Annotated in this window: 15 protein-coding genes; 4 read left to right on the forward strand and 11 right to left on the reverse strand. The window is 70.7% G+C overall.

Translation table 11 applies throughout. The annotated features are described in order from the left end of the window. Positions 1-22: 22 nt before the first annotated feature. On the reverse strand, positions 23-406 hold the full coding sequence (locus ACIBHY_RS16130; protein ID WP_397242662.1) for a hypothetical protein: 384 nt from the start codon (positions 404-406) through the stop codon (positions 23-25). Positions 407-467: 61 nt separating this feature from the next. Between ACIBHY_RS16130 and ACIBHY_RS16135 the strand changes: the two genes are divergently transcribed. After that, positions 468-1,112 (forward strand): thymidine kinase, encoded by a 645-nt coding sequence (locus ACIBHY_RS16135; RefSeq protein WP_379635062.1) that lies wholly within the window; start codon positions 468-470, stop codon positions 1,110-1,112. Here ACIBHY_RS16135 and ACIBHY_RS16140 read toward each other — a convergent pair. The 3 genes from ACIBHY_RS16140 to ACIBHY_RS16150 all read right to left on the reverse strand — a co-directional run bounded on the left by ACIBHY_RS16140 (position 1,109) and on the right by ACIBHY_RS16150 (position 3,469). Beyond that, positions 1,109-1,777, reverse strand: coding sequence for a DsbA family protein (locus tag ACIBHY_RS16140; protein WP_397242660.1), 669 nt, complete (start codon positions 1,775-1,777; stop codon positions 1,109-1,111). The genes ACIBHY_RS16135 and ACIBHY_RS16140 overlap by 4 nt on opposite strands. A 35-nt stretch (positions 1,778-1,812) precedes the next feature. Next, complete coding sequence (locus tag ACIBHY_RS16145; RefSeq protein ID WP_397242658.1) at positions 1,813-2,709, reverse strand: hypothetical protein; 897 nt, start codon at positions 2,707-2,709, stop codon at positions 1,813-1,815. Between the two features lie 100 nt (positions 2,710-2,809). Beyond that, positions 2,810-3,469: a carbon monoxide dehydrogenase subunit G gene (locus ACIBHY_RS16150; RefSeq protein ID WP_397242656.1), complete on the reverse strand. Its 660-nt coding sequence runs from the start codon at positions 3,467-3,469 to the stop codon at positions 2,810-2,812. 94 nt (positions 3,470-3,563) lie between these two features. On the opposite strand from ACIBHY_RS16150, the gene ACIBHY_RS16155 reads away from it, so the two are divergent. Continuing rightward, positions 3,564-4,400 (forward strand): polysaccharide deacetylase family protein, encoded by an 837-nt coding sequence (locus ACIBHY_RS16155; RefSeq protein WP_397307025.1) that lies wholly within the window; start codon positions 3,564-3,566, stop codon positions 4,398-4,400. Here ACIBHY_RS16155 and ACIBHY_RS16160 read toward each other — a convergent pair. Further along, entirely contained in the window at positions 4,382-4,504 is a 123-nt protein-coding gene (locus tag ACIBHY_RS16160) for a hypothetical protein (RefSeq protein ID WP_397242652.1), read from the reverse strand. The two genes, ACIBHY_RS16155 and ACIBHY_RS16160, sit on opposite strands and share 19 nt — an antisense overlap. A gap of 11 nt (positions 4,505-4,515) precedes the next feature. Continuing rightward, the gene (locus tag ACIBHY_RS16165; protein WP_397242650.1) at positions 4,516-4,761 is read right to left on the reverse strand and encodes a hypothetical protein; all 246 of its coding nucleotides are present in this window, start codon (positions 4,759-4,761) and stop codon (positions 4,516-4,518) included. 203 nt (positions 4,762-4,964) lie between these two features. Here ACIBHY_RS16165 and ACIBHY_RS16170 point away from each other — a divergent pair, with 203 nt between their 5' ends. Further along, positions 4,965-6,302: a cytochrome ubiquinol oxidase subunit I gene (locus ACIBHY_RS16170; RefSeq protein ID WP_397242648.1), complete on the forward strand. Its 1,338-nt coding sequence runs from the start codon at positions 4,965-4,967 to the stop codon at positions 6,300-6,302. 10 nt (positions 6,303-6,312) lie between these two features. Beyond that, entirely contained in the window at positions 6,313-7,206 is an 894-nt protein-coding gene (gene cydB, locus ACIBHY_RS16175) for a cytochrome d ubiquinol oxidase subunit II (RefSeq protein WP_397307026.1), read from the forward strand. Positions 7,207-7,212: 6 nt separating this feature from the next. On the opposite strand, the gene ACIBHY_RS16180 is transcribed toward cydB, so the two are convergent. Genes ACIBHY_RS16180 through ACIBHY_RS16200 form a run of 5 tightly spaced genes read right to left on the reverse strand, consistent with a single transcriptional unit; the run spans position 7,213 to position 10,792 of the window. Further along, positions 7,213-7,467, reverse strand: a complete 255-nt coding sequence (locus ACIBHY_RS16180; RefSeq protein WP_397307027.1) for a hypothetical protein — start codon at positions 7,465-7,467, stop codon at positions 7,213-7,215. Between the two features lie 12 nt (positions 7,468-7,479). Continuing rightward, positions 7,480-8,226, reverse strand: a complete 747-nt coding sequence (locus ACIBHY_RS16185) for an ABC transporter ATP-binding protein (protein ID WP_397242642.1) — start codon at positions 8,224-8,226, stop codon at positions 7,480-7,482. After that, positions 8,219-8,947, reverse strand: coding sequence for an ABC transporter ATP-binding protein (locus ACIBHY_RS16190; RefSeq protein ID WP_397242640.1), 729 nt, complete (start codon positions 8,945-8,947; stop codon positions 8,219-8,221). The genes ACIBHY_RS16185 and ACIBHY_RS16190 overlap by 8 nt, the downstream gene beginning before the upstream one ends. Beyond that, a complete protein-coding gene (locus ACIBHY_RS16195) occupies positions 8,944-9,930 on the reverse strand; it encodes a branched-chain amino acid ABC transporter permease (protein WP_397242638.1) in 987 nt (328 codons plus the stop codon). Before ACIBHY_RS16195 ends, ACIBHY_RS16190 begins: the two co-directional genes overlap by 4 nt. Beyond that, positions 9,914-10,792 carry a branched-chain amino acid ABC transporter permease gene (locus tag ACIBHY_RS16200; RefSeq protein ID WP_397242636.1) on the reverse strand — a complete coding sequence of 293 codons (879 nt, stop codon included), beginning with the start codon at positions 10,790-10,792 and terminating at the stop codon, positions 9,914-9,916. The genes ACIBHY_RS16195 and ACIBHY_RS16200 overlap by 17 nt, the downstream gene beginning before the upstream one ends. Positions 10,793-11,063: the final 271 nt, after the last annotated feature.

Here is an 11,063-nt window from a genome sequence, read left to right on the forward strand (position 1 = left end):
TCGGATAACAGACGGATTGCCATCATGTACGGCGCCGGCCCAGAACTTCGTCAATAACTCGTGGCGCGTTCTGCGTGCCCACGTAGGCGGCCAGCCGTACGACCATCTCCTGGGACTTCGACAGTTCGGCCTCGACGCGCGCCTTGCCCGACTGGCCGGCCTGCACGCCGAAGTAGGCGCCGATGATCGTGCCGACCACCCCGGCCACGCCCGCGAACAGCGCGGCGAACTCCTTGGTGGCGAAGACCGCCGCCCCGAAGGCGACGAGGACCGCGATGATGCCGGTCACCACCACGAAGAACCCGTAACGCCAGCGGGCGGCGTCCGCCTGGGCGGCGGTGAGGTCGTCGGGACTCATCATGGCGTCCAGCGCGGGCGGCTTTTCTGCGGGCTTCTCTGTGACCAAGGCGTCCTCCTGAGGCTCTTGGGACAAATCTCCCATAAGCCAACCACTAAGGTGGCACTCCGTGACCGAATCGTCTGCTCTGTCTGCCGCGCCCTCCGCCGCCGGCCGTGATGCCGTGCTGAAGTTCTACTTCGGGCCCATGGACTGCGGTAAGTCCACACTCGCCCTGCAGCTGAACTACAACCACGGCAGGCAGGGGCGGCGCGGGCTCGTGCTCACCAAGCACGACCGCTCCGGCGGGCCCAAGGTGACCAGCAGGATCGGGCTGGGGCTTGAGGCCATCGAGGTCGAGGACGGCCTCGACCTGGTCGCCCTGGTCACCGCGCACGACCGCATCGACTACCTCATCTGCGACGAGGCGTGTTTCTACTCCGTCGAGCAGATCGAGCAGCTGGCCGACCTCGTGGACGAGCACCGCGTCGACGTGTACGCCTTCGGCCTGGCCTCAGACTTCCGGTCGGTGATGTTCCCGGCGGCGCAGCGGTTGTTCGAGCTGGCCGACGAGGTGAGCAGGCTCCAGGTGGAGGTCCTGTGCTGGTGCGGGCGGCCGGGCCAGCTCAACGCCCGGGTGGTGGGCGGCGTGATGGCCCGCACCGGCGAGCAGGTCGTCATCGGCGACACCGCCGCCTCACCGGTCCGCTACCAGGTGCTGTGCCGCCGCCATCACCGCGCGGGCGACCTGGGCGAGCCGCTGCGGGGCCTCTAGACCGCGCAGCTGTCGTCTGCGCAGCCGTCGGCGGGCGCGGCCAGCACCGTGATGGGCTTCTGCCCCGTCCGTTCGGCCACTTCCTCCAGCGCCGCGACGAACGTCTCGTACGGCTGCGCTCCCGAGACCGCGAACTGCCCCTCGAACAGGAACAGCGGCACCCCGCTTATCCCGAGCTGCCGGGCCCGCGCGAGCTGCTCGTCCACCTCGTCCGAGCCGTCGCCGTCGTCGGTGACGCCCGCCTCGGCGGCCAGCTTGGCCAGCACCTCGGTGTCGCCGACGTCGAGCCCGTCGGTGAAGTGGGCCTGGAACAACCGCCGCGCCATCTCCTCGCCCCGGCCCTGGGTGGTGGCGACCTGGATGAGGCGGTGCGCCTGGGCGGTGTTGGCGCTGACGGCGTGGTCGAAGCGCAGCTCCAGGCCCTCCTGCTCGGCCACGCCGGTGACCTGGGAGGTCATCTGGGCGATGTCCGGGCCGAACTTGCGCTCCAGCGCGGTGAGCAGCGGCTCGCCCTCGGCGGGCGCGTCCGGGTTCAGCTGGAAGGGGCGCATGGTGATCTCGACGGTGCCGCCCTTGGCGCGGTAGGCCTCGGCGGCACGGGCGAAACGGGTGTGCCCGATGTAGCACCAGGGGCAGACGACGTCGGAGAAGATCTCAACTTTCACGTAGGACGACAACCAGCGGAACCGTCCCCGCATTCCTATCCGGCGGCCAGTTCGTCCAGCCGGTACGGCAGGTAGCCCGAGTCGTCCACCAGCGCGGAGGCCCCGCGCCACCAACCGAACCACTCGGCCGAGCGCCACATCCAGTCGACCCGCTCGATCGCGGCCACCACGTCCCCGACCGTCTCCCACGCCGGTCCGAGAAGGTCCTGGCCGACGCCGTGACGCAGCGCCCAGGCCCGCAGGATGCCCACGGCCCGCTGGTCGACCTTCCTGGCGTACGGGTCGGGTGAGTCGCCGGGCAGGTGGTGGGGGCCGAGGCCGGCGGCCACGCCCCAGCTCCACTGCGCCTCCGCCGGGCGCGAGTAGCGCAACGAGTGGAAGTCCAGGTTGGAGCCCAGGTCGTCGTCGGGGCGCCGGGCCACCACCGCGTCTAGGCGGCCACCGGCGTCGAAGTGCACCACGAGCCGCTGGCCGGGCTTCACGCCGTCGGGCAGGTCGAAGCGGTCCTCGGCCTGCCAGGAGTTGAGGTCGACCTGGGCGACGGGCCGGCCCCACAGCTGGTCGGCGGCGTCGTCGGCGATCCAGGCGCCGAGCATCTCCAGCGCCGTGAGATCGGTCCACGGCTCGATGGCGACGGCGGTGCGCAGCACCTCGTCGGGCGCGGGCAGTTTGCCGCCCCTGGTCTGCGACCACCAGGCCTCGCCGAGCTCTCTGGTGCCGACCAGGAGCGCGGCGATCGCGGCCAGCTCCGCCGAGCGGCGGGTCAGCGACGCGCCGAGGGCCAGGTCGAGGCAGCGGGAAGTGCGCTCGTGACCGAGTACCGGGGTCGCGTCGCCGATGAGCAGCTCGGCGGTGGGCCGGTCCTCGCCGAGCAGGTTGCGGACGACTCGCCTGGCCTCGGTCCTGGCGTCTTCAGCATGTGCCTGGCGCATACTTGCAACGCTACGCCCGGAGATCCTTTTCCGCTACGCCGGGCCCGGCCCACGACGTCCGCTTTGCCGGGCCTGGCAGCGCGGCGAGCAGCGGTTCCCGTTACGGCGGGCCGGGGCGGCGGGTGGCCCGGCCGAGGAGCCAGCCGACCGCGACGCCGGTCAGGGCGATGCCGGCGCCCATGCCGAACGAGGCCAGCATGACCCAGGGACGGCTCTGCGTGTGCTCCTTGGCCGGCCGTTCGTAGACCTGGGCGGCGGCGGGCACGAGGGCCGCCGCCGGATCGCCCGGCGGCGCGGGCACGACGGATGCGGCGGGCGCGGGACCTTCGCGCAGGTGGGTCTCCACGGCCGTGAAGAACTCCCCCGCCGTCCGCTTGGCCACCGACCCGAGCATGCGCTGCCCGACCCCGCCGATCATGCCGCCGACCACGGCCTCGGCGTCGTAGTCGACCCGGGTGCCGTCCTCGACCTCGCTCAGCCTGACGTGGACGGTGGCGTCCACGGTGCCGGGCGCGCCCTGCCCCCGGGCCCGCAGCACGAAGCTCTCGGGCGCGAGCGGCTCCGAAAGCCCCACTTCGCCGTGGTACACGCCTTTGATGGCGGCCACGCCGGCGGTGACCGTCATACGGTAGGTGTCCGGCCCGCTCTCCTCCAGGCGCTCACAGCCCGGGATGGTGCGTACCAGCACCGCCGGATCCTGGAGCGCCGCCCACACACGATCTCTCTCGATGCCGATCACGGCACTGCCTGCGAGCTTCACACGGCCACTCTAGGCACACGACCCCCTCCGCCCGCATGGCAACTCCCGCCGAGAACCGCGGGAAGTCCTCGTCGAGCTGGCATGATGGGTCGCCATGGCCAGGGGGATCTTCGGGGGGCCGCGCCGTACGTGCGCGGCGGGGATGGTGGCGCTGTCGGCGATGACCGCGGCCTGTACGGCGGGGCAGGCCCAGCCGGCCGCCGAACCCCCACCGCGGGAGGCCTCACCCGCGCCGCGCTCCCAGGAGCCCGCGGGCGTGAAACCCCGTCCGGGCGAGGTTCGCAAGATCACCGGCCCGCGTCCGAGGGTGATCAGCTCGATCCCCACCCGGCGCAAGGTGGTCTTCCTGACCATCGACGACGGCTGGGAGCAGGACCCGGGCTTCGTCAGGCAGGTACGCGAGGAACGCATCCCGATCACCGCCTTCGCCATGCGCGACGCGGTCGAGGCCAAGGGCACGCCCGACCCGGCCGGCGGCACGGGCCGTTTCGTGGGCGCGGGCAAGTGGGGGTATTTCCAGGAGCTGCGCGAGGCCGGGGTGGCGGTGGAGAACCACACGCTCACCCATCCCAACCTGCTCCTGCTGAGCCGTGACGCCCAGCGCGAGGAGATCTGCGGCGCCTCCCGGCTGATCGGCAAGCGGATCGGCGCCCGTCCGGCGTTGTTCCGGCCCCCGTTCGGCAACTACAACGCCGACACCCTGGCCGCGGCGAAGTCCTGCGGCATCAGGGACGTTCTGTTGTGGACCGCCAGCGTGCAGCCAGGCGGCAAGATCGCTTACCAGGTTCCCGACAAGAGGCTGCGCCCCGGTGACATCCTCTTGCTGCACTTCCGCCCCAACCTGGCGAGGGACTTCCGCATCCTGATCGACAAGATCAGGCGGCGGGGTTACGAGCTGGGCGACCTTCAGGCCTATCTGGCCGCGACCTGACGCCTGGCCAGGACGGCGCGGCGCCGATGACGGTGCCGCCGCTCCTCCTCCGGCGGCGCCTGCCACAGCGGCGGTGCGATGATCTCGCGGAACAAGGGGTGCATGACGGTCCTCCTCAGGCGGCGAGCCGGTAGGCGGGGTAGGCGGCGGTGACCGCGCCGAGCGCCCAGCGCATGCGGGCGGCGAACGCGTCGGGGTGGTCGCCGGCCTCCTGCGCCACATAGGCGGCGCACCCGGCGGTGTCGCCGCCGCAGGCGCAGAGCCGGTCGTCGATCACGGTGCGCACGCGGTCGGAGGTCAGGATGTCGGAGGGCTGCAGGGCCGACGTGAAGAGCACCTGGGCCAGCTCGATGGTGGTCATCTCCCGTGCCTTTCTCTGAGTCTGTGCCTATTTAGACCCCGGCCCGCACAGGAAGTCATCGCACTTTTCCACGTTCGGCGGACACGTTTTCTCCGGCTGTGACGAAGATCGCAGAGTTCGCCGCCCCGTTGCTCTACAGCTTGTAGTACTACTTCTAGTAGATGCACTACAGGCTGTAGAGCTCAGGGACCCGTGAGGGACAGATGGACGCACTTGACCTGGCACGGTGGCAGTTCGGCATCACCACCGTCTACCACTTTCTTTTCGTACCGCTGACGATCGGCCTGGGCATCTTCGTGGCCGGGCTGCAGACCGCCTGGCACCGCACGGGCAAGGAGCACTACCTGCGGCTGACGAAGTTCTTCGGGAAGCTCTTCCTGATCAACTTCGCGATGGGCGTCGTGACCGGCATCGTGCAGGAGTTCCAGTTCGGGATGAACTGGAGTGAGTACTCCGTCTTCGTCGGCGACGTCTTCGGGGCGCCGCTGGCCATGGAGGCGCTGCTGGCCTTCTTCATGGAGTCCACGTTCCTCGGCCTGTGGATCTTCGGCTGGGACCGGCTGCCGAAGAAGGTGCACCTGGCCACGATCTGGGCCGCGGCCATCGGCTCGAACCTGTCGGCGTACTTCATCCTGGCGGCCAACGCCTGGATGAAGCACCCGGTCGGCTACACCGTCGAGAACGGCAGGGCCAGGATGACCGACCTGTGGGCCGTGCTGACCAACTCCACCGCCGTGGCCCAGGTGCCGCACGTGATCGCCTCGGCGTTCATCGTGGCGGGCGGCTTCGTCCTGGCCGTCTGCGGCTACCGCTGGCTGAAGGACCGCGACGACATGTGGCGCGGCACCGCCCGCGCCGCCCTGCTGATGACCGCCGTCGCCGGAGTCGTCGTCGCGGGCACCGGCGACATGTCGGCCAGGCTCCTGCACGAACAGCAGCCGATGAAGCTGGCCGCCGCCGAAGGGCTCAAGCACGACACCGCGGGCGCGCCGTTCTCGATCGTGCCAGGACTCGAGGTGCCGAAGGTGCTCAGCTTCCTGTCCACCCACGACCCCGACGCGGTGATCGCCGGCACCGAGGACCTGCAGAAGCGCTTCGAGCAGCAGTTCGGCCCCGGCGACTACCGGCCGAACCCCGAGGTGGTCTTCTGGTCGTTCCGCGTGATGCTCGTCTTCGGGCTCGGCACGGTCGCGCTGTCGGTGCTGGGACTGTGGCTGACCCGCAGGAAGCGGCCGCTACCGGACTGGCTGGCCAAGGTGCTGGTGCTGGCGCTGCCTCTGCCGTTCCTCGCGGTGATCGCCGGGTGGCTGCTCAGCGAGGTGGGCCGCCAGCCCTGGACGGTCGCCGGCGAACTGCTCACCGCCTCCAGCGTCTCGCCCGGCGTGAGCCTCGCCGAGGTGGCCACGACCCTCGTGATCTTCACTCTGCTGTACGGCGGGCTCGCGGTGGCGGAAGCCGTACTCCTGACCAGGCACGTGCGCAAGGGGCTCGACGAGCCCGCGAACGTCGCCGCCCAGCCCGAACCGGCGCTGGCGTACTGAGGAGCTGACCGTGATCGATCTGTGGTTCGTGATCATCGCCTTCCTGTGGACCGGCTACTTCGTGCTGGAGGGCTTCGACTTCGGGGTGGGAATGCTGGCGCCGTTCGTCTCTCGCGGCGCCGGCGAGCAGCGGCAGGCGCTGCAGACGATCGGCCCGGTCTGGGACGGCAACGAGGTCTGGCTGATCACCGCGGTGGGCTCGATGTTCGCCGCCTTCCCGGCCTGGTACGCGGGGATGTTCAGCTCGTTCTACCTGCCGGTCGCGCTCGTGCTGGTCGGGCTGATCGTGCGCGGGGTCGGGCTGGAGTGGCGCGGCAAGGTGACCAACACGTTCTGGTGCGATGCGGGCATCGTGGCCGGGAGCGCGCTGCCCGCGTTCCTGTGGGGGGCGATCTTCGCCGACATGCTGTTCGCCAGTGGGCTCGCGGCGCTGCTCGGCGGGGTGTTCTCGCTGGCGGTGAGCGTGCTGCACGGCGCGGTGTTCCTCGCGCTCAGGACCGAGGGACCGCTGCGGCGGCGGGCGCGGACGGCGGCGCTGGCCGCCTCGGCGCTCGCGGTGCCGGTGGGCGTCCTGGCGCTGTTGCGGCTGGGCGGCGGCGTGGTCGGCACGGCCGCGGCGCTGGCCGCCGCCACCGCCCTGGCCGGGGCCGCGGCGCTGATCTGGCGGCGGCGCGAGGGCTGGGCCTTCGCCGCCACCGCCGGGGCGATCGTGCTGGCCTCGGTGGCGGTCTTCCTGGAGCTCGCGCCGATGCCGCTGCCGGGGCTGACGCTGGCCGAGGCGGCCTCGGGGCCGTACACGCTGACGATGCTGAGCTGGATCGGGCTGATCACGCTGCCGTTCGTGCTGCTCTACCAGGGCTGGACGTACTGGGTGTTCAGGAAGCGGGTCCTGGTGCCCGCCTGAGCGCGGTCAGGCGGTGGGGTGCGGTTCGTCGAGCTCCGGCGGGATCGACTTCTCCGGAGGCACGATCCCCTCACCGCCCATCTCGCGGGGCAGCACCGAGAAGAACCCGCCGTAGGCGATCACCGCGACGGTACCGCTGACCAGCAGGACCAGACCGGCGATCCACGACATGTGCCAGAAGGCCGCCACGACCCCGATGCAGGAGGTCAGCGGCGCGACTCCCTTGGCGAAGTTGAGCAACGGCGTCTCCTTTGGAGACATTCGCACATCTTGTCATGTTTGAGGGCCATTTCGGGCGGCCGCTCCGCCCAGGTAGAGGGCGCCCAGCCGGGGGTCGGCGGCCAGTTCGCGGGCCGGGCCGGAGATGTGCACCGCCCCCAGGTCGAGGACGCAGCCCACGTCGGCCATCTCCAGCGCGCGCCGGGCGTTCTGCTCCACCAGCAGCACCGCCACCCCGGCCCGGCGCATCAGGTCGATCTGGTCGAAGACGGTCTGCGTGGTCTTGGGGTCCAGGCCCATGGAAGGCTCGTCCAGCAGGACCACCTTGGGCTCCAGCATCAGCGCGCGGGCGAACTCCACCTGCTTCTGCTGCCCGCCCGACAGCAGGCCGGCGATGCCGCCCCACCGCTCGGCCACGATCGGGAACAACTCCTTCACCGCCTCCTCGCGCTCGCGCAGGCGCGCCGTGTCGCGCACGGTGTAGCCGCCCAGCCGGACGTTCTCCGCGACCGTCATCTCGCGGAAGACGCTGTGGCCCTGCAGCACGTGCGACAGGCCGCGGTCGAGCAGCGCCTGCGGCGAGCGTCCCGTCACGTCCTCGCCGGCCAGCACGACGCTGCCGGAGCGGGGGGCGAGCAGGCCGCTGGCGACCCTGAGCACGGTCGACTTGCCCGCGCCGTTCGGGCCGACCAGGCAGACGACCTGGCCCGCCTCGACTGTGACCGACAGGCCGCGCAGGACCAGGGCGGCCCTGCCGTACCCCGCGGTGATGTCCTTGAGTGACAGAAGCGGCTCAGACACCTAGGTACGCCTCCAGCACGCGCGGGTCGCTCTGGACCGTCTCGGGGGTTCCTTCGCAGATCGGGGTGCCGCGGTCGAAGACCACCACGTGATCGCACATGCCCATGACCACATCCATGTTGTGCTCGACGACCAGGAACGTCCTGCCCTCGGCGTTGAGATCGCGCACCAGCGTGACGATCCGGTCGATCAGCGCCGGGTTGACGCCGCCCGCCGGCTCGTCCAGCAGCACCAGGTCGGGGTCGCCCATGAAGATCGCGGCCAGTTCGAGGAGCTTCTGCTGGCCGTACGACAGGTGCCGCGCCTCGGCGTGTTCCAGGTGCTCGATGCCCATCCTGTGCAGCCAGTGGCGGGCCCGCTCGACCTCGGCCGTGTTGCGGCTGCCCGCGAGCAGTTCGCGCAGGCGGGTGCGGCGGACGGCGACGAGCATGTTCTCCAGCACCGTCATGCGAGGAAATATCCGGCACAGCTGGAACGTGCGCCCCAGCCCCGCGTGCGCGATGCGGTGCGGCGACCAAGCGGTGATCTCCCTGCCCCTGTAGAGCACCCGGCCCGCGTCCGGCCGGATCAGGCCCGTGACCAGGTTGAAGAACGTCGTCTTGCCGGAGCCGTTCGGGCCGATGAGGCCGTTGATCGCGCCCTCGCGGATCTCCACGTCGGCCCCGCCCACCGCTGTGACCCCGCCGAACGCCTTCGCCAGACCCTCGGTTCTGAGGCTCATCCCTTGACCTCCTGAAGGCGTTGCTCGGCGGTGTCCTCCCTGATCGAGGCTCCCTTCGGCCGGCCGGCCAGCTTCGGCACGATGCCCTCCGGCATGAACAGCACCACCAGCACCAGCAACACGCCGGTCGCGGTCAGGTGGATCTGCGACTCGCCGAGCGCGATGAGGAAGTACTCCCCCGCCGGGGCGATGATCAGCGCGCCCAGCAGCGGGCCGAACAGGTGGCGTACCCCGCCCAGCAGGCTCATCAGCACCATGTAGACGCCGCTGACGATGGAGAAGACGAAGATCGGGTCGAGCGAGCGGAACCAGACCGCGTACAGGCCGCCCGCCAGCGCCACGAACAACGCCGACACCGCGAACGCCGCCACCTTGAACGCCGCCGTCGGCACGCCCAGCATCTCGGCCTTGTCCTCGTCCTCCCTGATCGCCTTCAGCCCGCCGCCGAAGCGCGAGCGCGAGATGAACCACCAGGTCAGCAGCACCAGTCCGAGCAGTGCCAGGAACAGGTAGAAGAACACCATGTGCGTCTGGCCCCTGCTCAGGTCGAACGGCGCCGGCACCTGCAGGCCCGTCGCGCCGCCGGTCAGCGAGCGCCAGCCCTGCACGAGCAGGTTCATCACCGACACCAGCGCGATCGACACGATCACGAACGACGCCCCGCGCACCCGGACCGCCGCCACCCCGATGACCGCCGCGGCCACCGTGACCAGCACCGCCGAGACCAGGAGCGCCAGGACCCACGGCATGCCCGCCCGGGTGATCAGCAGGCCGGTGCCGTACGCGCCCAGCCCGAAGAAGGCCGAATGGCCCAGCGAGACGTAGCCGGTGAAGCCGCCCAGGATGTTCCACGAGGTGGCCATGGCGGCGTACATGACCGTCAGGACTCCGGCGTAGACCAGGTAGTAGTTCGGGACCAGCCAGGGGTAGGCGAGGGCGCCGGCCGTACCGGCGAGAAGGAGGAGTTTAGAAACGGTGCGCAAGCCGGCCTCCGAAGAACCCCTGCGGGCGCAGCAGCAGCGTCAGGAACAGGAAGGCGTAGAACATGAGCGTGGCCCAGGTGGCGTCGATCGTCACCAGCACCAGGCCCTCCACCACGCCCAGCAGCACGGCCGCCAGCGCCGCGCCCACCACGCTGCCCAGGCCGCCGACCACGATGATCGCCATGAGCTTGCCGATCCAGGCCCAGTGCGAGGCCGGGAAGAACGGCGTGATCAGCGCCAGCACCCCGCCCCCGACGGCCGCCGTCGCCAGCCCCACGCCGAACCCGTACCCCGTGACCCGATCCGTCCTGATCCCCACCAGCCGCGCGGCCTCCCGATGCTGGATCGTCGCTCGCAGCGCCTGCCCGAACCGGCTCTTCACCAGCACCCCGAACAACACCGCCAGCGTCAGCCCCGCCACCCCAAAGGCGATGATCTTGTCGTACGGCAGGCTGACCGGCCCGATCGTGAGGCTCTTCGTGTCATAGCCGACGGTGACCGACTTGTAGGAGCCTGTGTAGATCGTGCCCAGGAGTCCCTCGATCGTCAGCGCCAGGCCGAACGTCAGCAGGACCGACATCATCTGCACCTGGTCGGAGGCCAGGCGGGCCAGCAGGAGACGCTGGACCAGCACGCCCAGCACGAAGAAGACCGGGACGGTGAGGGGGATGGTGAGCAGCGGGTCTATGCCCAGGGCGGTGTGGAGGGTGTAGGTGAGGTAGGCGGCCAGGAAGAGGAAGGCGGGGTGGGCGACCATGACGACCCGCATGACCCCGAAGTACAGGGAGAGACCGGAGGCGAGCAAGGCATAGAGCCCGCCTGTCAGGATCCCGAGCCCCAGCCCTTGCAGGAGCAACGTCACGCTACCCACCTCCCCCGCCGGCCCCCAGGCCCGCACCCCGGACTCCCCGGACCCCGCCCAACCACCCGCGGCCCCCGCCCAACCACCCGCGGCCCGCTCCCAACCACCCGCGACCCTCGCCCAAGCACCCCTGACCCTCGCCCAGCCACCCCTGACCCCCGCCCGACCACCCGCGACCCTCGCCCAGCCACCCCTGACCCCCGCCCGACCACCCGCGACCCTCGCCCAGCCACCCCTGACCCCCGCCCGACCACCCGCGACCCTCGCCCAG

Source organism: Nonomuraea sp. NPDC050547, from assembly GCF_044457345.1.
GTDB lineage: Bacteria > Actinomycetota > Actinomycetes > Streptosporangiales > Streptosporangiaceae > Nonomuraea.